The sequence below is a fragment of the Bounagaea algeriensis genome (genome assembly GCF_054491375.1).
Genome location: NZ_CM137102.1, coordinates 4,193,029 through 4,216,211 on the forward strand (window position 1 = coordinate 4,193,029; position 23,183 = coordinate 4,216,211).

The 23,183-nt window shown below is 72.5% G+C and carries 21 protein-coding genes and 1 pseudogene; 3 read left to right on the forward strand and 19 right to left on the reverse strand.

Going from position 1 to position 23,183, the window contains the following annotated elements; all coding sequences use genetic code 11:
- Positions 1 to 31: 31 nt before the first annotated feature.
- The 10 genes and pseudogenes from ACVGV2_RS19095 to ACVGV2_RS19140 all read right to left on the reverse strand — a co-directional run bounded on the left by ACVGV2_RS19095 (position 32) and on the right by ACVGV2_RS19140 (position 8,979).
- On the reverse strand, positions 32 to 469 hold the full coding sequence (locus tag ACVGV2_RS19095) for a hypothetical protein (RefSeq protein ID WP_459163721.1): 438 nt from the start codon (positions 467 to 469) through the stop codon (positions 32 to 34).
- Positions 456 to 905: a hypothetical protein gene (locus ACVGV2_RS19100; protein WP_459163722.1), complete on the reverse strand. Its 450-nt coding sequence runs from the start codon at positions 903 to 905 to the stop codon at positions 456 to 458. Before ACVGV2_RS19100 ends, ACVGV2_RS19095 begins: the two co-directional genes overlap by 14 nt.
- 2 nt (positions 906 to 907) lie before the next feature.
- Complete coding sequence (locus ACVGV2_RS19105) at positions 908 to 1,624, reverse strand: hypothetical protein (protein ID WP_459163723.1); 717 nt, start codon at positions 1,622 to 1,624, stop codon at positions 908 to 910.
- Between the two features lie 83 nt (positions 1,625 to 1,707).
- Complete coding sequence (locus ACVGV2_RS19110; RefSeq protein ID WP_459163724.1) at positions 1,708 to 2,241, reverse strand: hypothetical protein; 534 nt, start codon at positions 2,239 to 2,241, stop codon at positions 1,708 to 1,710.
- A complete protein-coding gene (gene hemB / locus ACVGV2_RS19115) occupies positions 2,238 to 3,227 on the reverse strand; it encodes a porphobilinogen synthase (protein WP_459163725.1) in 990 nt (329 codons plus the stop codon). Before hemB ends, ACVGV2_RS19110 begins: the two co-directional genes overlap by 4 nt.
- A 170-nt stretch (positions 3,228 to 3,397) precedes the next feature.
- Positions 3,398 to 4,930, reverse strand: a complete 1,533-nt coding sequence (locus tag ACVGV2_RS19120; protein ID WP_459163726.1) for a bifunctional uroporphyrinogen-III C-methyltransferase/uroporphyrinogen-III synthase — start codon at positions 4,928 to 4,930, stop codon at positions 3,398 to 3,400.
- Positions 4,931 to 4,944: 14 nt separating this feature from the next.
- Positions 4,945 to 5,883, reverse strand: a complete 939-nt coding sequence (gene hemC, locus ACVGV2_RS19125; RefSeq protein WP_459163727.1) for a hydroxymethylbilane synthase — start codon at positions 5,881 to 5,883, stop codon at positions 4,945 to 4,947.
- Complete coding sequence (locus ACVGV2_RS19130) at positions 5,880 to 7,280, reverse strand: glutamyl-tRNA reductase (RefSeq protein WP_459163728.1); 1,401 nt, start codon at positions 7,278 to 7,280, stop codon at positions 5,880 to 5,882. Before ACVGV2_RS19130 ends, hemC begins: the two co-directional genes overlap by 4 nt.
- Positions 7,281 to 7,617: 337 nt before the next feature.
- Positions 7,618 to 8,233, reverse strand: a pseudogene (locus ACVGV2_RS19135) (redox-sensing transcriptional repressor Rex); the annotation flags it as partial.
- Between the two features lie 500 nt (positions 8,234 to 8,733).
- Complete coding sequence (locus tag ACVGV2_RS19140) at positions 8,734 to 8,979, reverse strand: glutaredoxin family protein (protein ID WP_459163729.1); 246 nt, start codon at positions 8,977 to 8,979, stop codon at positions 8,734 to 8,736.
- A gap of 284 nt (positions 8,980 to 9,263) precedes the next feature.
- Between ACVGV2_RS19140 and ACVGV2_RS19145 the strand changes: the two genes are divergently transcribed.
- Together ACVGV2_RS19145 and ACVGV2_RS19150 are read left to right on the forward strand one after the other, a co-directional pair.
- Positions 9,264 to 10,013 carry a sigma-70 family RNA polymerase sigma factor gene (locus tag ACVGV2_RS19145; protein ID WP_459163730.1) on the forward strand — a complete coding sequence of 250 codons (750 nt, stop codon included), beginning with the start codon at positions 9,264 to 9,266 and terminating at the stop codon, positions 10,011 to 10,013.
- Between the two features lie 478 nt (positions 10,014 to 10,491).
- Positions 10,492 to 11,361 carry an HAD family hydrolase gene (locus ACVGV2_RS19150; RefSeq protein WP_459166057.1) on the forward strand — a complete coding sequence of 290 codons (870 nt, stop codon included), beginning with the start codon at positions 10,492 to 10,494 and terminating at the stop codon, positions 11,359 to 11,361.
- Here the strand turns inward: ACVGV2_RS19150 and ACVGV2_RS19155 are convergent.
- The 4 genes from ACVGV2_RS19155 to proC form a co-directional block, all read right to left on the reverse strand.
- Positions 11,358 to 12,374 carry a lysophospholipid acyltransferase family protein gene (locus ACVGV2_RS19155; RefSeq protein WP_459163731.1) on the reverse strand — a complete coding sequence of 339 codons (1,017 nt, stop codon included), beginning with the start codon at positions 12,372 to 12,374 and terminating at the stop codon, positions 11,358 to 11,360. The genes ACVGV2_RS19150 and ACVGV2_RS19155 overlap by 4 nt on opposite strands.
- A gap of 5 nt (positions 12,375 to 12,379) precedes the next feature.
- The gene (locus ACVGV2_RS19160) at positions 12,380 to 13,456 is read right to left on the reverse strand and encodes an NAD-dependent epimerase/dehydratase family protein (RefSeq protein ID WP_459163732.1); all 1,077 of its coding nucleotides are present in this window, start codon (positions 13,454 to 13,456) and stop codon (positions 12,380 to 12,382) included.
- A gap of 208 nt (positions 13,457 to 13,664) precedes the next feature.
- Complete coding sequence (locus ACVGV2_RS19165) at positions 13,665 to 13,880, reverse strand: helix-turn-helix domain-containing protein (RefSeq protein ID WP_459157532.1); 216 nt, start codon at positions 13,878 to 13,880, stop codon at positions 13,665 to 13,667.
- 121 nt (positions 13,881 to 14,001) lie between these two features.
- Entirely contained in the window at positions 14,002 to 14,823 is an 822-nt protein-coding gene (proC, locus tag ACVGV2_RS19170; RefSeq protein WP_459163733.1) for a pyrroline-5-carboxylate reductase, read from the reverse strand.
- 361 nt (positions 14,824 to 15,184) lie between these two features.
- On the opposite strand from proC, the gene ACVGV2_RS19175 reads away from it, so the two are divergent.
- Positions 15,185 to 16,846 carry a long-chain fatty acid--CoA ligase gene (locus tag ACVGV2_RS19175; RefSeq protein WP_459163734.1) on the forward strand — a complete coding sequence of 554 codons (1,662 nt, stop codon included), beginning with the start codon at positions 15,185 to 15,187 and terminating at the stop codon, positions 16,844 to 16,846.
- Positions 16,847 to 16,862: 16 nt separating this feature from the next.
- Here ACVGV2_RS19175 and ACVGV2_RS19180 read toward each other — a convergent pair whose 3' ends face one another.
- The 5 genes from ACVGV2_RS19180 to ACVGV2_RS19200 form a co-directional block, all read right to left on the reverse strand.
- Positions 16,863 to 17,675 (reverse strand): thioesterase family protein, encoded by an 813-nt coding sequence (locus ACVGV2_RS19180; RefSeq protein ID WP_459163735.1) that lies wholly within the window; start codon positions 17,673 to 17,675, stop codon positions 16,863 to 16,865.
- 208 nt (positions 17,676 to 17,883) lie between these two features.
- Positions 17,884 to 18,741 (reverse strand): sugar phosphate isomerase/epimerase family protein, encoded by an 858-nt coding sequence (locus tag ACVGV2_RS19185; protein ID WP_459163736.1) that lies wholly within the window; start codon positions 18,739 to 18,741, stop codon positions 17,884 to 17,886.
- A gap of 125 nt (positions 18,742 to 18,866) precedes the next feature.
- The gene (locus ACVGV2_RS19190; RefSeq protein WP_459163737.1) at positions 18,867 to 20,612 is read right to left on the reverse strand and encodes a DNA polymerase III subunit gamma/tau domain-containing protein; all 1,746 of its coding nucleotides are present in this window, start codon (positions 20,610 to 20,612) and stop codon (positions 18,867 to 18,869) included.
- Between the two features lie 375 nt (positions 20,613 to 20,987).
- Complete coding sequence (locus tag ACVGV2_RS19195) at positions 20,988 to 21,668, reverse strand: winged helix-turn-helix domain-containing protein (RefSeq protein ID WP_459163738.1); 681 nt, start codon at positions 21,666 to 21,668, stop codon at positions 20,988 to 20,990.
- Positions 21,665 to 22,933: a sensor histidine kinase gene (locus tag ACVGV2_RS19200; protein WP_459163739.1), complete on the reverse strand. Its 1,269-nt coding sequence runs from the start codon at positions 22,931 to 22,933 to the stop codon at positions 21,665 to 21,667. Before ACVGV2_RS19200 ends, ACVGV2_RS19195 begins: the two co-directional genes overlap by 4 nt.
- Between the last annotated feature and the right edge of the window lie 250 nt (positions 22,934 to 23,183).

The window sequence follows — 23,183 nt, forward strand, 5'->3', positions numbered from 1 at the left end:
CCCGGCACGCCGGCTGCGTCGCGTCCAGCGCTCACCCGACCAGCCGCACCAGGGCTTCGCGCAACGCCTCCGGGTCCCGCGCCCAGGCCAGCACCACGCGGTCGTCCACCAGCCGCAGCGGCACCTCGTGCGTGCCGCGCGGCGCGGTGAGCGTCCCGCCGAGCACGCGCGCACCCGCGGGCGCACCGACGTCGGCGACCGCGCGCACCTGCGCGGTCGCCAACCGCTCCCGGCCCTGCACGAGCTCGGACGGCGTCAGCCGCAGCGAGCACACCCGGCGCCGACCGTGCACCCACACGGTCGCGGCGACCGCGAGCACCGCCGCGATGAACGCCCACGCCACCAGGTGCACCGGCCCCGGGGAGAGCACTTCGACGAGCAGCCCGAGCGCGGCGAAGGCCGGGCCCCACAGCACCGGGGCCCAACCGCTGCCGGACTCGGCGTACAACACGGGTTCAGTCGTGCTCACCGGTCACCCACTCCGCACCGGACGGGCCCCACAGCAGCACCGTGGCCGGCACGCCCAGCAGCACGAGCACGACCTGCGGGCCGAACACGGCACCCGTTCCCAGCACCATGATCAGGTGCACGATCGCGAACACGGTCAACAGCAACCGCGCCCACGGCCGCCTGCCGAACATCAGCGACCCCAGCACGAGGTAGGCGACCGCGAGCACGGCGGCGAAGCCGGTGTTGACCCACAGCAGCCGCGCCGCCCGGGCACCGGCTTCCTGCGGGGCGACCGCGCTCTGGTCGACGAGCGTCCGGCCCAGCTGGTCGTGGCCCGCCCACATCACGGCCAGCTGCCCGAGCAGCAGCAGCGCGATGACCCACCAGAGCACGACGGCCACGCGCACCGTGCGCGGCGGGCCGCTGCGGGCGGGACCGAGATCAGCGTCCGCCACGCCTACCCCTGCAGCCGCGCCGCTTGGAAGTACCAGTTGGACTGCTTGAGGTAGACGAGCGCGAGGAACGCGCCCATCCCCACCAGGGAGACGGCGTTGGTGACGTAGTCCAGCACGAGCATCGCCGCAGGCATCTGCACGTCGCTGGGCACCCCGGCCATGTCCATGTTCCCCGCCCCGCCGAAGGCCAGTCCGACCAGCGCCTGCACGGCCCAGAGGGCGGCGAAGACGGTCAGCGTCACGCGCGCCCAGTTGCGCCCGCCGCGCATCTTGAAGCCGAACAGGATCCACAGTCCGGTGAGGACGAGGTAGAAGAACGTCTGCAACCCGAAGCCCACCAGCATGAACGCCCGGCCGAACTCGAGGGCCTCCGGCGTGGTCTCGCCCAGGCTCCGCGCCATGAGTTCCTCGGAGAAGCCCTGCCCGACCAGGAAACTGATCACCGTCAGCACGGTCACGAGGATCGGCACGACCACCGCGATCCAGAACGCGGTTTCCACGGTGGTCGGGCGCGGAGGGCCGCCCTGCTGCCCGGGTGGTGGCGGCGCGGCGTACGGATCCGGCATTCCCCGCGGCGCCGCACCGGGATACTGCGGATAGCCGCCGGGCGGCGGACCGCCGGGGTACTGCTGGGGTTGGTTGCCGGGCTGCTGCGGGTACCCGCCCGGTGGTTGCTGCGGAGAACCGCCCTGCTGCCAGGGATCCTGTGGAGATGTCACGACAAAACCGTATGAACCCGGCGTGCGCCCTGTCCACTCAGGTCGGCGACCGCCGAGGGCGACGTGGCACACGTGGGCCGCGCTCAGCGCACCGCGCGGCGCTGCGGACGCGCCCGCCGGAAGAAGCCGTTCGACTCCGGCAGGTACATGAGCACGATCGCGGCCACGTGCAGCACCGCGCCCACCACGGCCAGCAGCACCTCCCAGCCCGACACGGCACGTCCGGCGACCTCGCGCAGCAGCTCCTCCGGGAACACCGGCACCACCAGCGCCAGCGCCACGGCGCTGAACGCGGTGAACGCGCCGAAGACGGTCAGCACCACGCGCGCCCAGTTGCGCCCCTGGAGCATGCGCGTGGCCAGCAGCACGTACACCAGCGCGGCGAGCACGGCCCACAGCAGGCCGAACATGATCGTGCTGTTGGCGAGCTCGTCGATCTGGGACTGGTGCATCTCCGGGCGCATGCGGCTCAGGTCCTCGAGCAGCCGGTGCCGGTCGGCGAACTGAATCGCCGAGCGCAGCACCGCCACGCACGCCCCGACGACCCACAACCGCCACGCCAGCACCAACCACCGCGGCGCGGCCGGGCCCGCGGACTCGCCGTTCGCCTCGCTCATCCGCGATCGCCGTCCCGCCGCAGCCAGCGCGCCGCCTCGGCGGCCCAGTAGGTGAGCACGATGTCGGCACCTGCCCGGCGCGCGGAGGTGATCGACTCGAGCGCGGTGCGTTCCCGGTCGAGCCAGCCGCGGGCAGCGGCGGCCTCGACCATCGCGTACTCACCGGAGACCTGGTAGGTGGCCACCGGGACGTCGGCCACGGTGGCCACCTCGCGCAGCACGTCCAAATAGGACAGCATCGGTTTGACCATGACCATGTCCGCGCCCTCGGCCAGGTCCAGATCGACCTCGCGCAGCGATTCCCGCCCGTTGCCGGGATCCTGCTGGTAGGTCTTGCGGTCGCCGGACAGCTGCGAGTCCACCGCGTCGCGGAACGGGCCGTAGAAGGCGGAGGCGAACTTCGCCGAGTACGCCAGCACCGACGTGTCGGTGAACCCGTGCCCGTCCAGGGCCTCCCGGATGACACCGACCTGGCCGTCCATCATCCCGCTGGGGCCGACCACGTGCGCACCGGACTGCGCCTGCACGACGCCCATCTCGGCGTACAGGCCCAGCGTGCGGTCGTTGTCCACGGCACCGTTCTCGTCGAGCACCCCGCAGTGCCCGTGATCGGTGAACTCGTCCAGGCACAGGTCGGCCATGAGCACCGTGTCCTCACCGACCTCGGAGCTCAGGTCCCGCAGGGCCGCGTTGAGCACGCCGTCGGCGGCGAGCGCCGCCGAGCCCTCGGCGTCGCGGTGCGCAGGCACGCCGAACAGCATCAACCCGCCGACGCCGGCGTCGACCGCGTCGACGGCGGCCCGCCGCAACGAATCCCGGGTGTGCTGGTACACACCGGGCATCGAGGGGATCTCCACGGGAGCGTCGACGCCCTCGCGGACGAACATCGGCAGCACCAGCTGCCGCGGTTCGACGGTGGTCTCGGACACGAGGCGGCGCACCGCGGTGTTGCGCCGCAACCGCCGCGGACGATGCGCGGGATACATCAAGCCTCTCCATTCGTTCGCCGGTGCCGCCGCGCCGTTCCGCGGACGTGCCGCGGGCGGCCGCCCCCGCGGCGGTACCGCGGCGGTACTGCGGCGGCGGGAACTCACCGGTGCGCGCACCGGCCGCGCGGAACCGTCCGGTGTGGACAGCTCCCGCGGCCGGAGCGCGGTCAGCTGCGGCGCGTGCGCTTGGTCTTGCGCGGTGGCGGGAGCGCGCCCTCGGCGCGGAGCTTGGCCGTGTGCTCGGCCAGCGCATCCACCAGCGGGGGCACCTGCGCCAGTTCCGGCCGCACGTCGACGCGCAGGCCGAATTCCTTGGCCGTTTCCGCCGTGTGCGGCCCGATGCACGCCACGAGCGTACGCGCGTGCGGCTTGCCGGCGATGCCCACCAGGTTGCGCACCGTGGAGGACGAGGTGAAGCACACCGCGTCGAAACCACCGGTCTTGATCATCTCCCGGGTCTCCGCCGGCGGCGGCGCGGCCCGCACCGTGCGGTAGGCGGTGACGTCGTCGACCTCCCAGCCCTGCTCCTGCAGACCGGCCGAGAGCGTCTCCGTGGCGATGTCCGCCCGCGGCAGCAGCACGCGGTTGACCGGGTCGAGCACGTCGTCGTGCGGCGGGAAGTCCTGCAGCAGGCCCTCGCTGGTCTGGTCATCGGAGGGCAGCAGCTCGGGAGTGATGCCGAACGAGCGGATCTTGTCCGCGGTGGCCTCGCCGACGCAGGCGATCTTCACCCCGGAGAAGGCGCGCGCGTCCAGTCCGAACTCGGCGAACTTCTCCAGCACGGCGCGCACCGCGTTGGCCGAGGTGAACACCACCCACTGGTAGCGGCCGTCGACCAGCCCCTTCACGGCGCGCTCCATCTGCGCCGGGCTGCGCGGCGGCTCCACCGAGATCGTCGGCACCTCGTGCGCCACGGCACCGTGCGTCCACAGCCGCTCGCTCATCGCACCGGCCTGCTCCTTGGTGCGCGGCACGAGCACCTTCCAGCCGTACAGCGCGCGGGACTCCCACCAGGACAGACCGCTGCGCTGGCCGGCCATCTCGCCGATCGTCACCACCAGCTGGCCCTGCAGCTCGCCCGCGTCGGCGGCCATCGACGCCAGCGTCGTGTCGATCGTGCGCTGCTGCACGGTCGTGCCCGAGGAGGTCACCGCCACCGGCGACTGCGCCGGGCGGCCGTGCTCGATCAGCGCCGAGGACGCCTCGGCCAGGTGGCTGCCGGTGGTGTGCAGCACGAGCGCACCGGGAACCCCGGCCAGCGCCGCCCAGTCCACGTCACCGCGCACTTCGACCTCGGTGTGCACCGCGCCGAGCGCGACGCCCGCGTAGGCGGGCACCGCGATGCCGGTGGACACACCCGGGATCACGTCGAACGGCGCTTCGGTCTTGGCGGTCTCGCGGACCTCGCGGACCACCGCGTCGGCCGTCAGCGGATCGCCCGCGACGAGCCGGACGACGGGGCGGCCGGTCAGCGCCTCGTTGGCCAGGTCCTTGGCCACGTCCGCCGACTCCCCCACTGCCGGGCGCACCTCCGCGCCCTCGGCGGCGTATCCCACGATGTCCGCGGGCACGTCCGGGTCCGTGACCACCAGCGAGGCGCGGCTGATCGCGTCCCGGGCCCGAACCGTGAGCAATCCCGCATCTCCCGGACCGGACCCCACGAAAGCGATCCGTCCGGACGTACTGCCTGCACGCGTCATTAAGGCACTCTCCATCAACTACTGCCGGGACTGCTCAACTGAGCGTCCCTGGCTTCGAGCAGCTCGCCGGCCAGCTCTCGTCCGAGCTGCTCGGCTGCGGTCGTCTCTCCGGTGACGGAGGCGCGGACCAACACGTCGTCGTCGGTCGCCACCACCCCGCGCACGAACAGCCGCTGCACCTCGCGGCCGTCGTCGTCGAGGTCCTCCACCACCTCGGCCAGCGCGCCCACCGGCGCACTGCACCCCGCTTCGAGCGCGGCCAGCAGGGCGCGCTCGGCGGACGCGGCGGCGCGGCTGGCCGCATCGTCCAGCACGGACTGCAGAAGGTGCTCGGTATCCACATCGTCGACGCGGCATTCCACCGCCAACGCCCCCTGCGCGGGCGCGGGCAGCATCCGCTGCGGATCGAGCGTTTCGGTGATCACCTCGAGGCGGCCCGTTCGGGCCAGCCCGGCGCGGGCGAGCACGACGGCGTCCACCTGGCCGTCGGTCACCTTGCGCATCCGGGTGTCCACGTTGCCGCGGATGTCCCGCACATCCAGCCCCAGGCCCATGGCCCGGAGCTGACTGGCGCGACGCGGCGATCCGGTGCCCACGACGGAGCCCGGGGGCAGTTCGCCGAGCGTCAAACCGTCCCGCCCGATCCACGCGTCCCGGGGGTCCTCGCGTTCGGGCACGGCTGCCAGCGACAGCCGCGGGTCCGGTTCGGTCGGCAGGTCCTTGAAGGAGTGCACCGCCACGTCCACCTCGCCGGCGGCCAGCGCCTCGCGCAACGCGGAGGTGAACACCCCGACGCCGATCTCGGAGATCGAGCGGGTGTCCTGGTCGCCGGCGGTGGAGACGGTGACGATCTGGGTGGTGTAGCCGGCCTGCTCCAGTGCCTCGGCCACCCGGCCGGTCTGCGCCATGGCCAGCGCGCTGCCGCGGGTGCCGATCCGGAGAACGTTCGTCAACGGTCCTCACCGTCCTGCTGGTGCAGATCCCGCGCCCGACCGGCCCGGGACACACTGGTCCTGCCCTCGGTGTCCGGGCTCGCTGCGGCCTTGGTGGACGCGATCGCCGCGGTGGTCTGCGAGTCGAGTTCGAAAAGTTCGCGCAACGCGTCGGCGTAGCCGCTGCCGCCGGGGGACGAGGCGAGCTGCTTGACCCGCACCGTCGGGGTGTGCAGGAGCTTGTCCACCACGCGACGGACGGTGCGGCTGATCTCGCCGCGCACGTCCTCGTCCAGCTCGGGCAACCGCGAGTCCAGCCGCACGAGCTCGGAGTCGACGACTTCGGCGGCGCGTTTGCGCAGCGCCGTCACCGTCGGAGTGACCTCGGCGGAGCGCTGCTCGGCCAAGTAGGTGCGGACCTCTTCGGAGACGATGGCCTCGGCGCGCTCGGTACCGGTGCCGCCTTCCCCCGCCAAGCGCTCGCGGAGGGTCTCCAGGTCCACCACGGTGACACCGGGCAGCTCGGCGACCGCAGGCGCGGTGTCCCGGGGCAGGCCGAGATCGCAGAGGACGAGCGGGGCGGCCGTGCCCGCCGCGCGCTCGGCGAGGGCCGAGGTGACCACGTCCTCGGTGACCACGGACCCCACCGCGCCGGTGCAGGTGACCACCAGGTCGGCACCGGCGATCGCGCCGGAGAGCTCGTCGAGCCCGGCGACCCGCGCCGGCACGCCCTCCGCTGCCAGCGACTCGGCGAGGCGCCCGCCGTTCTCCGCGGTGCGGTTGGCGATCACCACGTCGCCGATGCCGGCGCGACGCAACGCCGCCGCGGCGAGTCCGCCCATCGCGCCGGCACCGACGAGCAGGGCGCTGCGGCCCGCGATCCCGCCCAGTGCGCCGTCGGCATCGGCCAGGGCTTCGGAGACGACCGAGGCCCCAGCGTTGTCGATGTCGGTTTCCGCGTGCACGCGCTTGCCCACGCGCAGCGCCTGCTGGGCCAGCTCGTGCAGCGCCTTGCCGACGGTGCCGAGCTCGTCGGCGGTGGCGTAGGCCTGGCGCAGCTGGCCGAGGATCTGCGCCTCGCCGACGACCATCGAGTCCATCCCGGAGGCGACGTTGAACAGGTGCTCCACGGCGGCGCCCGCGTAGAACACGTACAGCTCGTCGGCGAGTTCGGAGACCTCGGCGCCCGCGTGCCGCGCGAGCACGGAGCTGATGTCGTCCAGCCCGCCGTGGAAGGTCTCCGCGACGGCGTAGACCTCCACGCGGTTGCACGTGGACACGGCGAACACCTCGGACAGCTGCGGGCTGCCCAGCAGCTCGTCGAGCACCTTGCCGAGGTCGTCGGTGCCGATGGCGACCCGCTCGAGCGTGCGCACGGCCGCACTGTTGTGCGAGATCCCGACTGCGAGCAGGTTCATGATCAAACCACCATCCCGGAAACCGGATCGGACGCGAACGGATCACGGCCCGGTGCCCTCGTACCGCTGGCCGTACCGGCATCGACAGCACCGCCTGCCGTGCCGCTTGCTGTGTCACCGGCCCCGGTGGAGACGTTCGAGGCGGAGCCGTTCGCGGGGGCGCCGTTCGCAGCGGAACCGTTCGCAGCGGAGCCGTTCGCGGGGGTGCCGCTCGACGGGACGGCCGGGCCACCTCCGTCCGCGGCAGCTGCGGCCGCGAGCGGCTCGGGCCGGTCCGCTGCCGCGGCCGCAGCGCTGTCAGTCGCAGCGCCCTCGGCCGCAGCGCCGTCGGCACCGTCCTGCTGCCGCCGCGCCATGTGGAACGACAGGATCTGCATCTCCACCGCCAGATCGACCTTGCGCACCTCGACGTTCTCCGGAACCTGGAGAACGACCGGGGCGAAGTTCAGGATGCAGGTCACGCCACCGGCGACCAGGCGGTCGCACACCTCCTGCGCCCCTTGCGCGGGAGTGGCGATCACGCCGATCGTGATGCCGCGCTCGGCGCACACGTCGGGAATGCTGTCGACGTGCCGCACGGACAGGCCGCCGAGCGGCACGCCGACGAGGTCCTCGTCCAGGTCGAACAGGGCCGACACGGGGAATCCGCGCCCGGGGAAGCCGGGGTAGTTCGCCAGCGCGTGCCCCAGGTTGCCGATACCGACCACGGCCACGCTGTGCTGCCGGGTCAGGCCGAGGGTGCGTTCGATCTGCCCGATGAGCACCGCGATCTCGTAGCCGACACCGCGCGTGCCGTAGGAGCCGATGTAGGACAGGTCCTTGCGCAGCTTCGCCGAGTTGACCCCGGCCGCGGAGGCGAGCGCCTCGCTGGAGACCGTGCTGACCTCCTGGGCGCGCATCTCGGAGAGCACGCGCAGGTACACGGCGAGCCTCGCGACGGCGGCTTCCGGGATGCCCTTGGCGCGCTGCGCTTCGGACTCCTCCGACGCGGCGGAGCGCTCGGTCGAGGCGTCGGCCGCGGTTCGCTTGGCACCGTCCGGCGAGCCCCGGTCCTGCCCGGATCCCGCGTGCCCCGACTTTGGGTGCGCCGTCACGCTGGCTCTCCTCTTGCTGCTCGTTCGCCTGTCCGTCCCGCTGCGCACCGCGGCCTGCGCGATCCACACGGGCAGTGGTGAGGCTCTTCCGCCGGACGAATTCCGCACCGGGGCGATCGCGAGTACTGACCTTCCGCGCTCGACGTCCCGATGACGCGCCTGCCCACGGTACCGACTTGTGAACACGGGAACAAAGTCGCGGGGTGAACACAAAAGTCACGCGGACGAGGCCGTGCGGACCTCCGCGCACATCATCGCTGATTGCCCCCCGACGTGCCAAAACGCGTGGTATGCGGCACGCGGTCGAGTCGGCGCGCACCGCCCGGACGGCGCGGCCGCACGGGTCGGTGCAGGAGGAATCACGCTCCGGCGGCGCGCAGCGCGGCGCGGAACCGCTCCGGCTCGACCTTCCAGAAGCCGTGCTCGAGCTCGTCGATCAGCACCACGGGCACGCGGTCGCCGTACTCGGCGCGCAGCTCCTGCTCGGCGTCCACGTCGCGCACCTCGCAGGCGACGTCGAGCTCGGCGCAGATCGCCCGGGCGTCGGCGACCGCGGTTTCGCACGCGGGGCAGTGCTCGCGCACGAGCACGCTGACCTGAGGCATGCACCCACCCTCCCGGGGCTGACCGGAGCTGACCGGAGCTGAAAAATCTTGCGCGTCCACGGTAGCGCCCGGCTGCCGCTGTGATCATGCCCACCACGTGCGAAAACTCACCCGACCCGGGGGCCGCGGACACGGTCGCGGTCGAGATCGACACGGCGCGCCACTATCTACTTCCGAGTAACAACACGTATGCTGCATCACCCAACACGCCCCCGGCGTTCGTCGGTCCGATGCGCAGGAAGGACACCGCACGGTCCGCACAACCACCACGGCAGGAGGTCGGCATGGGCAGCACGCACACGCTCGCACCGCCCGCTTCGCACTCAGCACTCGACGAGCCCGCCACCGCACCCGTGCGCACCACCGCACCGGTGCGGACCGACCCCGGAAAGCAGTCCGCAGCCGGAACGCGTCCCGAACCCAGCAGCCTCCCCGCTTCCGGGACCAACCCCGCTTCCGGGACCAGTCCCGAGGCCGGCGACTCCTGGGCCTACGTCGACGCCGCGCAGAACGGGGACAACGACGCCTTCGGCCGCCTGTACGACGAGTACGCCCAGCTGGTGTACCGCTACGTGCTGTTCCGCGTCAGCGACCACTGCCTGGCCGAGGACATCACCAGCGAAACCTTCCTGCGCGCGCTGCGCCGCATCGCCTCGGTCAGCTACCAGGGGCGGGACGTCGCCGCGTGGTTCATCACGATCGCCAAGAACCTCATCCTCGACCACGCCAAATCCAGCCGGGCGCGACTGGAAGTGCCCACCTCGGAACCCGCCGACTCGCCCGCCGCCACGCGCGGCAACCAGCACTTCGGCCCCGAGCACCAGGTGCTCACCGAGGTCACGCACCGCGAACTGTGGCACTGCGTGCGCCGGCTCAACCCCGACCAGCGGGAGTGCGTCCGGCTGCGCTTCGTCACGGGCCTGTCGGTCACCGAAACCGCGCTGGCCATGCACCGCAACGAAGGCGCGATCAAAGCACTCCAGCACCGGGCCGTGCGCAGGCTGGCCCAGCTGCTCTCCGCGGAATCCCCTTGAACGGCACCCGCAACCGCAGGTCACCCCCCGTTGCGGAGAGTTGTCCCACCCAGTTCACCCGGCAGCCCCTCGCGATTTGCGGGCAGGTCTTAGGCTAGGGGTCCGCCGAATCGGGCCAAGGTGACGTCCACGGCCCATCCGGAACAACCTCAGCAGGCAGGTACCGGCGCGCACACCGCGGGCACGCCCGCCACGGCGCGACCGGTGCCGCACGCATCACCCCGGGGGAGGCGCGGCGGTGCCCACACGTCACGGCGGAGCCGGCGGCGCGGACCACGGCGACGAACGCGTGCCCGACCCCGGCACGCACGCGGCGCCGGACGCCGACGAGGCGGTTCCGCCCATCGCGGAGGAGGCGCACGTCGAACCGAGCGCGGCGCTCGACGCCGCAGCGGTGCTCGACGCGCCGGAACACCACGTGCGCACCCTCCCCCGGCACGGCGGGGCCGCCCCGAACGGCACCGAGCGGAAGGACGCCGTGGACGACACCGTGGACACGGCCAGGCTGGCCGGGCGGGCCTCGGCCGAAGCCGCCGAGACCACCACCGACCGGGCCGACGCCGTCTCGCCCGACCTCACCGCCGGGGCGTTCTTCGACGTGGACAACACGATGATGATGGGCGCCTCGCTGTTCCACTTCGCCCGCGGACTCGCCGCGCGCAAGTTCTTGACCGCCTCCGACCTGGCCGGATTCGCCTGGAAACAGCTCAAGTTCCGCGTCGGCGGCCAGGAGAGCACCGAAACCATGCAGAACAGCCAGGAGCAGGCGCTGTCCTTCGTCGCCGGCCGCGAGGTGGCCGAACTCGTCGCGCTGAGCGAGGAGATCTACGACGAACTCATGGCCGACCGCATCTGGGCGGGCACCCGCGCCCTGGCGCAACGGCACATCGACGCGGGCCAGCGCGTCTGGCTGGTCACCGCCACGCCGGTCGAACTGGCGCAGATCATCGCCCGCAGGCTCGGCCTCACCGGCGCGCTCGGCACCGTCGCCGAGAGCATCAACGGCGTCTACACCGGACGGCTTGTCGGTGAGATGCTGCACGGCCGCGCGAAAGCGCACGCAGTGCGCGCGCTGGCCGCCAGCGACGGGCTCGACCTGCGCCGCTGCACCGCCTACTCGGACTCCAGCAACGACGTGCCCATGCTCTCCGTGGTCGGCAACGCCGTGGCCGTCAACCCCGACCAGCGGCTCCGCGAGATCGCCCGGGCCCGCGGGTGGGACGTGCGGGACTTCCGCACCGGGCGCAAAGCCGCGCGCATCGGCGTGCACTCCATGCTCGGCGCCGGCGCGGTGGCCGGCGCGGTCGCGGCCGGGCTGCGCTACAAGCGCCGCGACATCGGGCTCTAACCGAGGAAGACGTTCTCCCGCCGGGACAGCAGCCGGTACAGCGTCTGCTGGATGGACTCGCGGACCTGGTCCGCGAGGTTGAACACGAGCATCGGGTCGTCCGCTGCTCCCTCCGGGTACGAGTCCGTCCGCACCGGCTCGGCGAACTCGATCGACCACTTCGTCGGCAGCGGCACCGCGCCCAGCGGGCCGAGCAGCGGGAACTGCGGTGTGATCGGGAAGTACGGCAAGCCCAGCAATCGCGCCAGCGGCCGGACGTCGGCCAACTTGGGGTAGGTCTCCTCGGCACCGACGATCGCGCACGGGACGATCGGGGCGCCGGTGCGCAGCGCCGCGGCCACGAACCCGCCCCGGCCGAACCGCTGCAGCTTGTAGCGGTCGGCGAACGGCTTGCCGATGCCCTTGAACCCCTCCGGCCACACGCCGACGACCTCCCCGCCGGTGAGCAGCCGCTCCGCATCGGACTGGCAGGCCAGGGTGTGCCCGGCGCGCCGGGCCGCCGGCCCCACCACCGGCAGGCGGAACACGAGGTCGGCGGCGAGCATGCGCAGGTCCCGCCGCGCCGGGTGGTCGTCGTGCAGCGCCACCGAGGTCATCAACGCGTCCCAGGGCAGCGTGCCCGAGTGGTTCGCCACCACCAGACCCGCACCGTCGTGCGGGACGTTGTCCACGCCGAAGCTCTCCACCCGGAACCACTTCTCGTACACCGGCCGCAGCGCCGGGTACAGCACCCGGTCGGCGAGCTCGCGGTCGAAACCGAACTCGTCGACCTCGTAGTCGCCGAGCAGACGCCGCCGCACGAAGGCCAGCGCGTCGGCAACGGCGCCCTCGACACCGCTCGGCGCACCGCCGTCGTCATCCGCGTGGCCGTTCGCGCCGGAGTCGGCATCGGCCCGCCGCGCGGCTTCCGCGGGCGCGCCGGAGCGCTCCCCCGCCCCGCCGCGCCTGGAACCCCCGCCGCGCCTGGAACCCCCGCCGCGCGCGTGCAGCGGGATGACACGTGCATCGGCCATCGCGGTCACCCTTTCCCCGTATCAGCTGCCCGGCCATCGGCTCGCCCCGCGGCGGCCGCTCGCGACAGCAGCGTGCCCACGGTGCGCTCGACCCAGCGCACCTGGTCGGCATCGACGAGCTGCCGCAGTTCACGACCGCGCACGTAGTCGTCGAAGGCCTGACCGGTGCCCCAACGCGGGGTGTAGCCGAAGCGCTCGCGCAGCCGCGTCGTGTCCACCGCGCGCCCGTGAGCCAGGTAGCGCAGCTGCTCGGAGTCGAAGCCGACAGTGGCGCCGCGCAGCAGTGCGTGCAGCGCGGGCACGGCCGTGCGCGGCACGGGAACGGGCACCCGTCCCGCCCGCTGGATCGCCTGGGACAGCAGGATCACGCCCCGCCCCGCGACGTTGAACACGCCCGGCAGGTCGGTCAGCGCGGCGCGTTGCAGCACCGCCACGGCGTCGTCGGAGTGCAGCAGCTGCAGCCGGGCGTCGTAGCCGCACACCACGGGGACCACGGGCTGGGCGAAGTAGCGGGTCAGCGCCGCGTCCACGCGCGGACCGATCACGTCGGCGAAGCGCAGCGTACTGATCGTGACGTCGGGGCGGCGGCGCGCGAAACCCCGCAAGTAGCCCTCGATCTCCACCGCGTCCTTGGCATAACCGGACGAGGGGACGTCCTTCGGCTCCATGTCCTCGGTGAACACGGCCGGATCGCGCGGACTGATGCCGTAGACGGCCGCGGTGGAGCGCAGCACGAGCTTGCGCAGCTGCGGAGCCTGCTGGCACGCGGCCAGCAGCTGCATCGTGCCGAGCACGTTCATCTCCTTGGACGCCGCCCGCGCACTGCCCGCGTGCTGGGTGTTCAGCGCCGTGTGCACCACCGCGTCCACGTCGTAGCGCTCGATGACCCGCGCGATCGACGGGTTGCGGATGTCGGCGCGGACGAACTCGGTGCGCCCCATGCGGCGCGCCATGTCCCGGCTCGGTCGTTCACCGTCCACCCCGATGACGCGGCCGACCGCGGGTTCGGCCGCCAACCGGGCGGCGACGTGCCCGCCCAGGAACCGGCTCACACCGGTGACCAGTACCACGTTCGGCGCCATGCCTTCTCCGCGATGCTCGGGGCAAGGGTCGGCCGGCCTGCGGGCGCGGCTGCGCCGCCGAGCCTACGGCCTCGACCGTGCGGCCGGAACGCGCCCGCGCGGCGCGTCGGCCACCGCCCGTCCCCGGTGCTGCCGGCCGCACCGGGGACGGGCGCCTGCTGCGCCGAGGACGGGAACGGGACGGACCCGGCGGGCGGGACGCCCGGCCTCAGCCGGCGTTGTAGTAGGCGTTCTCCAGGTACGCGTGCACGTCCTGCTCCGCCACCCGGAAGGAGCGCCCCACCCGAGCGGCGGGCAGCTCACCGGCGTGCACCAAGCGGTACACGGTCATCTTGGACACCCGCATCACCTTGGCGACCTCGGCCACGGTCAGGAACCGGACCTCGCCGATCGGTGGTGGGCTCGGATCGGAGTTGGCAGACATGGTTCACCGTGCCCTTCGGCACGTGCCGCGCCGCCGGCTTCCCCTCCGGCGGAACCTCACGCACGTGCTCTTCCGAGAGTAGCGGGACAGGTGGGGTGCCTGCGATGTGCGAGCGGGTCGCTCAAGCGGAGTCGTCCTCCGCCCGGTGCGCCTCCCCCAGCGCGACCGAACGGTCCCGGGCCGCTTCGACCGCGTCCACCAACGCTGCCCGCACGCCGTTGCGGTCCAGCTCGCGCAGTCCCGCGATCGTCGTGCCGGCCGGCGAGCTGACGCCTTCGCGCAGCGCGCCCGGGCTCGCCCCCTCCGCGCGCAGCATCTCCGCCGAGCCGGCGGCGGTCTGCACCACGAGTTCGGCCGCGGTGGCACGCGGCAGCCCCATGGCCACGCCACCTTCGATGAGCGCTTCGACGACGTAGAAGAAGTAGGCCGGGCCGGATCCGGACACGGCGGTCACCGCGTCGAGCTGCTCCTCCGGCACGTGCACGACCCGCCCCACGCTGCCGAGCAGCTCGTCGACGAGGTCCAGATGGGTCTTGTCCACGTGCGCGCCGGCGGCCACGGCGCTCATCGCCGTGCTCACCAGCATCGGCGTGTTCGGCATGACCCGCACGACCGGGGTGTTCGCCGGCAGGCGCCGCTCGAACAGCGAGATCGGCAATCCGGCGCACATGGACACCACGAGCGCGCCAGCGGGCGCGGAGCCGAGCTCGGCCAGCACCGGCTCCACGTCCTGCGGCTTGACCGCGACCACCAGGACGTCGGCCGTGCGCACCGCGTCGGCGAGGTCCACGGACGCGACGCCGTAGCGCTCGGTCAGCTCGGCGGCCCGGTCGGGGTAGCGTTCGGTGAACCTCAGCGCGCCGGCGTCGTGGCCCGCGGCGAGCAGGCCGGACAGCAGCGACTCGCCGATCTTCCCGGCTCCCAGCACGGCGATCGTCGTCATGCGCTCAGGGTGCCAGACCGCCGCAGCCGCCACGGAACCGGCCGAGCAGCACGATGCCCAGTGTGCGCAGGGATGAAGCGAGGTGCTCCCGACCCGCCCCGGGAGTGCGCACAGCCCGGCGCGTGCGGCGCTGCGACCCGTTCCGCAAGCCGGACGCAGCAGTTAGTGTGACCCCGAGCACAAACCCGACGGTCGGTGTGCGCCGTGCCGGCGCCGACGAACGAGTCGCCGAGCTCGCCGCCCCACCGAGCCAACCGAAGCAGCCGAACCGGCCGAAGCAGCCGATCCGGCTGGAGCCGCCGACGTGCACGAGGGCCGAGCACCCACCGCCCGAGCGCCCATCGCCGAAGGAGTCCGCGCCATGCTCAGCACGATGCAGGACAGCCCGCTGACGATCCCGCACATCCTGCGCCACGGCACCGGCCCGTGCGGAGCGACGGAGCTGACCACGTGGACCGCGGACGGGCCGCGGCGCACCGACTACGCCGCCCTCGGCCGCCGAGCGGCCCGCCTGGCGCACGGGCTGCGCGAACTCGGTGTCGAGCAGGACACGCGCGTGGCGACGCTCATGTGGAACAACGCCGAGCACATGGAGACCTACTTCGCGATCCCGAGCACGGGCGCGGTCCTGCACACGCTGAACATCCGGCTGCACCCGGACGAGATCGGCCGCGTCGCCAACCACGCCGAGGACCACGTGATCATCGCCGACGGCAGCCTCGTGCCGTTGCTGCGGTCGGTGCTGCCGGAACTGAAGACCGTGCGGCACGTCCTCGTCACCGGCGCAGCCGCGGACTCGCTCGAAGCGCCGCAGGGCGTGCATGTGCACGACTACGAGGCGGTGCTCAGCGGGCAACCGGACAGCTACCGCTGGCCCGAGCTGGACGAACGTACCGCCGCGGCGATGTGCTACACGTCCGGCACGACCGGCGAACCGAAAGGCGTGGTGTACTCGCACCGCTCGATCACCCTGCACTCGATGCAGGCGTGCATGTCGGACGCCACGGCGATGGGGCCGGGCGATCGCTCGCTGGCGATCGTGCCCATGTTCCACGCCCTGTCCTGGGGACTGCCCTACGCGGCACTGCTCGTCGGCGCCTCGCTGATCATGCCGGACCGGTTCCTGCAGCCGGACGCGCTGGTGACGATGATCGAAACCGAACGTCCGACGCTGGCCGCGGCAGTGCCGACGATCTGGACGGGCGTGCTGCAGCAGCTCGACGACCGGGGCGGCGACATCTCCTCGCTGCGCGAGGTCCTCGTCGGCGGCGCTGCGTGCCCCGAGGCGCTGATGCGCGCCTTCGAGGAGCGCTACGGCGTGCACGTGCTGCAGGGCTGGGGCATGACCGAGACCTCGCCGCTGGGCAGCATCGCGCGGGCGCCCGCGGGCACCACGGGCGAGCAGCACTGGAGCTACCGCGCGTCGCAGGGCCGCTTCCCCGCGAACGTGCGCGCCCGCCTGGTCGACGCGGACGGCGCCGAACTGCCGTGGGACGGGCGCAGCGTGGGCGAACTGGAGGTCAGCGGTCCGTGGGTCACCGGTGGCTACTACCACCTGCCCGGTTCCGCCGCCTTCGACGACGGCTGGCTGCGCACGGGCGATGTCGGGCACATCTCGCCGGACGGTTACCTGCGGCTGACCGACCGGGCCAAGGACGTCATCAAGTCCGGCGGCGAGTGGATCTCCTCGGTGCAGCTGGAGAACGCGGCCATGGGGCACCCCGCGGTGGCCGAGGCCGTGGTCGTCGGCGTGCCGGACGCGCAGTGGAGCGAACGCCCGCTGGTGGTGGTGGCGCTGCGCGAGGGCGAGCGGACCTCGGCCGCCGAGCTGCGGGCGTTCCTGGCCGAACGGCTGCCGCGCTGGCAGGTGCCCGAGTACTGGACGTTCATGTCCGAAACGCCGAAGACGAGCGTCGGCAAGTTCGACAAGAAGCGCCTGCGGCAGCAGCACGCGGACGGGCAGCTCGACGTGACCCGACTGGCAAGCGGCGCGGCCGGGCGAGCGGTGCAGCCGGACAAGTAGCGCAGCCGGGCGCTGATCAGGCGGCGATGGCGAGCTGCCGCGCCTGGCACACGACACGTCCCGCGGAGTCGACGACGAGCACGTCCTCGTCGAACCAACCGCCGTGCACGGCTTTGCTCTCCACCGCCAGCCGCAGCCACCCGTTGGCCGGGCGGTGCCGCAGCAGCGCTGTCAGCTGCACCGTGGGCGACCAGCCCACGTGGCCGAGGTTGTAGGTCACCGGAATCGTCATGTCCCCGGCGCAGAGCGCGAAGAACACGTCCGGGGCCTCGTGCCGGGGACGCACCCACAGGCGCAGGCGCGGCGGCGCGGGCTCGCCCCGCAGGAAGCCCGCGCCGACCGGGTCGAGCCGCAGGTCGCAGCCCCGGGACAGGCCGGCGAAGGCGCTTTTCGGGGCGGTGGCGGCGTCCAGAGCCGTGTCCGGCGGGTCCGCGGGCATGTCCGGGATGTCGGCCCAGGCCGGTTCCTCGTCGGCGAACTCGCCGAGGGTGACCGTGGCGTCCACGCAGGTGCGCCCGCTCTGCTCGAGCGTGACGCGCCGGACGGTGACCGTGCGACCTTCCTTGAGGGTTTCGGTGCGCAGCAGCACGGGCCCGATCTGCGCCACCCGCAGGTAGTTGGCGCTGATCGCCACGGGCGGCAGCTCGGTGCCGGCACATCCCGCGCGGGCGAGCAGGGCGAGGAGGTAACCGCCGTGCGGCTTGCCGCCGACCACCCAGTCCGGGTGCAGGTGGGTGGCGGAGTCGCCGCCGCCCAGCTCGCGGAGGGCGGTGGCGGCGGAGAACGCCGCGGAGAGCCCTTCGGGCTCGGGCGATTCGAAGTCGTTCACGGGGTTGCCACCTCTCCGTCGTGCGAACGTGGCGTTGTCGACGCTGCCCGGAACGGGACGCGTCCCGGCGAGGCGGACCGGAGCGGTCCGCCTGGCGGGCTGCGACGCCGGCTCCGAGTCCGATCCACATCGCATTCTATGCGCCGAAACCGGCGAAGTTGATCTCGAGCGGCGTGGCGATCGTCTCTTGAACGAGAATGATTCGCATTCAATCCTGCAGCGGCTTCAAGTGCAGCCGGGCGAACAGCAGCGATTCGGACAGCAACGCGGCGCGCTGCGGCGCGGTCTTCGCCTTGCGCGTGTTCACCTCGAGCACCACCGAACCGTCGAACCCGTCGGCGGCCAACTTCGCGCACACCTCCGCGCACGGCTGCGTCCCCTTCCCCGGCATGAGGTGCTCGTCCCGCGCCACCCCGGTGCCGTCCGCCAGGTGCACGTGCGCCAACCGGCCCCGCATCCGGTCGAGCAACCCGAACGTGTCCGCGTCCGCAGCGGCTGCGTGCGACAGGTCCAGCGTGTAGTTGCGGTAGCCCACCTCAGTGGGGTCCGGGGACGGCGCGAACGCCGACAACCCGTTCAGGCGGTTGCCGCGCCGGCGCAGCCCCTGCGGCGCGCGCAGCGGGAACATGTTCTCCACCGCGAGCGCGATCCCGCTGGCCTCCTCCAACTCCGCCACGAGATCGTCGAAACGCTCCGCGTAGCGCCGCTGCCACCGGAACGGCGGGTGCACGACCACCGTGCCCGCACCGAGCTCACTGGCCGCGACCACCGCTCGGCGCAGCCGCTCCTCCGGATCCGCCGACCACACGCGCTGAGTGATCAGCAGGCACGGGGCGTGCACCGCGAGGATCGGCACCCCGTACTGCTCGGAGAGCCGCCGCAGCGCCTCCACGTCCTGGCTCACGGCATCCGCCCACACCATCACCTCGACCCCGTCGAAACCGAGGTCCGCGGCGAACTCGAACGCGGCGCGCGCGGGCTGCGGCCACACGGACGCGGTGGACAGCCCGACCGGGATGTGATCGGTCACCGGTAGGCGGGAAGAATCCGACTGGTGCGCTGTCATGTGCCGTCAAGCATGCCGCAAGCCCACCGCGCGGTCGCACGGCGGTGTCCGCCCACCCCGCGCAGCACGCCCCGAACCGGGACCGACCAGGCAGCAGCACGGCCCGCACGGCTGCGCGGCACGCCCTAAAGACTGATCAGGAGCAGGGCGGCCGGTGAGACGGTGCACACCAGCCCCACCAGCACCGCCAGCAGGATGGACTGCAGATCATCGGTGCGCAGGACCTTCCGGGCCACCAGCACGAGACACCCGGTGACCACCAGCGCCGCCACCAGGGCCGCGGGGGCGAAAGCCAGCCACAACCACCGGAACCCGACCCACACCAGGCCGCCGAGCAGCAGCCCGACCACGGCCTGCCCGGCGAACGTGAGCCACTCGCGACGGCCGGAAGCGGGCTCGGCGCCCTCCTCGTCATCGGCGTAGTCCTGCGCGGCCATGCCCGCTGGCAGTTCGGGGTCGTACTCCTCGTCGAGGTCGTCGTAGTCGGAGTACTCCGCGTAGTCCGCGTAGTTGTCGTAGCCGGCGCTGCGCGGGTCGTCCTCGTGATAGCTCACGCCGTCGGCACCGGTCGCCTCACCCAGGTAGACCGCCTCGTCGGCGTAGGCCTCCGCCTCGGTTCCGTACGCGGCCGCCTGACCGGCCGCGTTCTGGCCAGCCGCATTCTGACCGGCGGTGTTCTGACCGGCGGGCCGGACCGCACCGCCCGCGGGGGGCGGCAGCACCGCGGTGCCTCTCTCCGGCGGCACCGCCGCACCTCCTTCGGAGGGCTGCGCCTGCGCCACCGGCGGGAACTGCTCGGTCGCACCCTCGGCCACGTGCGGCGCCGCGTCCGGGGCCGCCGCCGAAGCAGCATTCGACCCCGCAGCAGCGCCCGACGGCGCAGCACCGCTCGGCGCAGCGGGAGGCTGCGAAGCAGGTGCCTGCGGGGCGGGCGAGGCGGCGGGCGGCACGCTCTGCTGCGCCGTCGCCTCCGGATCACCCGCCTCCGGATCACCCGCCTCCGGGGTTCCCGTCTCCGGGGCACTCGTCTCCGGGGCACCCGCCTCCGGGGCACCACTGCCGGGACCGACCTCGCCGACCTGCTGCGGGTAGGCACCGCCCTGCTCGGCGTAGGCGTCCGCAGCAGCCCGCTGCCCCTCCGGCTGCGCCGTGCCGTCCGCGGACTGCGCCACCGGCGTGATCATCCGATTGGTGTCCGCATTGGACTCGGCGGGCGCGGATGCCGGCTCCTGCCGCGCCTGCGACTTCCTGCCCATGGACAGCCGCCGGGCCCAGTAGTTGGCTTTGCCGGACTTGCCCGACTGCTTGCCACCACGACCGGCCTGCTCCTGGGAGCCGGACCGGGCCTCGTCGGCACCTCCGGCGGACGAGTGCGCCTGCGCCGCCTGTCCACCCTCCGCGGAGGCGTGCGGGGCAGCACTTCCCGGCTCCACCCCCGAGGCGGCGAATCCCGGGGCAGCGGACTCCTGAGCAGCGGACTCCTGGGCGGCAGACTCCTGGGCGGAAGAACTTCGGGCAGGGGTTCCTGGGTCAGAAGGTCCTCGGGCAGTGGATTCCTGCTCAGGAGCGTTCGCCTCCGCTTGCGCGGGTGCGCCCTCCGCGTCCGACTCCGCGTCCGCCCGTGCCCGGTGGCCGCGGCGCGGAGGCTCGTCCTGGTTCGGGTCGATCGGGCGCATCTTGCCGCTGTCCGAGAGGACGCGATCGATGATCGCCTGCGGCGCGGTTTCGGTCGGGTCCTCGGCACGGCGCCGGCGCCGCCGGGAACTGCCGCGTTCCCCACCGTCGCCGCTGTCCGGGCTGTTGCCGTACTCCGCCAACAACTCCGCAACGGTGCGCTGGGTAGGTTGTTCCGCCCCGCTGTCCCGGTTCATCGCATTCACCGTGCCCCGTGCTGAGCCTTCCGTCCACCGGTCGACCGTGCACCCTCCGGTCCCGCGGCACGTCCCGAACCGGGACGCGCACTCCGGGCCCGTGGCAGTGTGACCGGAGGAGAGGTCGCGGTCCACCCGCTTCCGCTCTCCGATCACCGCACTGCCGGTGCCGCCACTGGCGAGGGTGCACCTGGACAAGTTACCGCCTGCGACCGGGGAATCGGGGCAGGTGGTCACACACCGACACGCCGGGGCGCAGCGGCGACCCGGCGGACCTCCGCGGCACACGCCTCGGGGGAACGAAAACTGCGCAGCTCAGCGGGAACGATCAGCCCTGCAGAAGAAGGGGTCCGCACCCGTGTTACGCGGGCAATCTCACGTCTCGAACTTGTATCCCAAACCACGCACGGTGATCAAGTAACGGGGTTCCGCCGGGTTGTCCTCGAGCTTGGCGCGCAAGCGCTTCACGTGGACGTCGAGCGTCTTCGTGTCGCCGACGTAGTCCGCGCCCCACACGCGATCGATCAGCTGTGCCCGGGTGAGCACCCGGCCGGTGTTGCGCAGCAGGTACTCCAGCAGGTCGAACTCCTTCAGCGGCAGCGTGACCTCCTCGCCGGAGACCGTCACCACGTGCCGCTCCACGTCCATCCGCACCGGACCGCCGACGAGGACCTGCTGCTCGGGATCCTCCACCTCGCCACGCCTGCGCAGCACCGCACGCACCCGGGCGATGAGCTCCCGGGAGGAGTACGGCTTGGTCACGTAGTCGTCCGCGCCGAGTTCCAGACCGAGCACTTTGTCGATCTCCGCGTCCCGCGCGGTCACCATGATCACCGGCACGGCGGAGCGCTGCCGCAGCTGCTTGCACACGTCCGTACCGCTCATCCCCGGCAGCATCAGGTCCAGCAGCACGATGTCCGCTCCGTTGCGATCGAACTCCTCGAGCGCCTCGGACCCGTCCGCGGCGACCGCCGCGGTGAACCCCTCCTTGCGGAACATGTAGGCCAGCGGGTCGCTGAAGGACTCCTCGTCCTCCACGATCAACACCCTGGTCACCGGACTCCTCCTGTATTCGCTGTCGTGACCTGGTCGGTCCTGTCGGACTCGCCCTCCGGCTGCGCAGCAGCCGCCGAGCGGGAACCGTTCTCCCTCCCGCGCTCCTGCGACGCGCCGGCGTCCGAACCGGAGCGCGGTGCCTCCGTGCCGTGCTGCGGCACGCGGAGGGTGAACGTGGAGCCCGTTCCGGGCCGGCTCCAGAGCCGGACCTCGCCACCGTGGTTGGCTGCGACGTGCTTGACGATCGCCAGCCCCAGGCCCGTGCCACCGGTCGCGCGCGACCGGGCCGGGTCGACGCGGAAGAAGCGCTCGAACACGCGCCCCTGGTTCTCCGGGGAGATGCCGATGCCGCGGTCGGTCACGGCGATCTCCACGCAGCCCTCGGTCAGGCGGCGGCTGATGGAGACCGGGGTGGCTTCCGGGGAGTAGGAGACCGCGTTGTCGATGAGGTTGCTCAGCGCGGTGACCAGCAGCGTGCGGTCGCCGTCGAGCAGGTACCCGCTGGGCTGGTCCGCGTGGATCTCGACACCGGAGGACTCGGCGGGCATCCGGCTGCGCTCGAGCGCCTCGTCCACCACCGCGTCCACGTCCACGGTGGTGAGCTCGGGCAGCGCCTCGGCGCCCTGCAACCGGGACAGCGAGATGAGCTCGGAGACCAGCGTGCCCAGGCGGTTGGATTCGTGGCGGATCTTCTCCGTGAAGTGCCGGACGGCTTCGGGATCGTCGGAAGCGTCGAGCACCGCGTCGGCCAGCACGCTCATCCCCCCGACCGGGGTTTTGAGCTCGTGGCTGACGTTGGCGACGAAGTCGCGGCGCGTGGCCTCCAGGCGCACGGCCTCCGACTCGTCCGCCGCGTCGATGACGGTGAACTGCCCGCCGAGGCAGCGCGCCTCGCCGAGCACGGAGGCGGGGTCCCGCCCGGCGGAGACCACTCCGCGGCGCGACGGGGTCAGGTCCACGGACACGCGCTCGCCAGTTTCCCGCGCCTGTTCGGCGGCCCGTTGCGCCCGCGGGTCGGCCTGCTGGCTGCGCAGCACGCCGAGTTCGTCAGCACGGGGGTTGTGCAGCACCACATCGCCGAACCGGTTGAGGATCACGATCGCGTTCTCGCTCGTGTGCACGAGGCGTTGGAGGAGCTCCGCGACGGTCGGTCCTTCCGATGCGCGGTGGCGATAGCGGTGGACGAGGCGGGTGGCAACTACTCCGCCGGCCGCGCCGAGCACCAACGCGGCCACGAGCAGGGCGGTAGAGCCCAATGCGGTCACGCCCGCATCGTAAGCAAGGAGCCACCGGGAAAGGCCACCCCACAAGGCCCATCCGTGACGCCTATGACATGTGGAAGGCCGGATTTCACTCGTTCGTTACCTATTGACCAACGCATGATCGTCCGGATTTCGACGCAGGGTCATCATTCTCACCCGAACGAGCAATCGCGTGTTCACCGTGCGACGACGCAGGGGCGCCCTCGCGAACCGAGGACGCACCCTGCGCGCACGCCGGACACCCGGCCGCGGG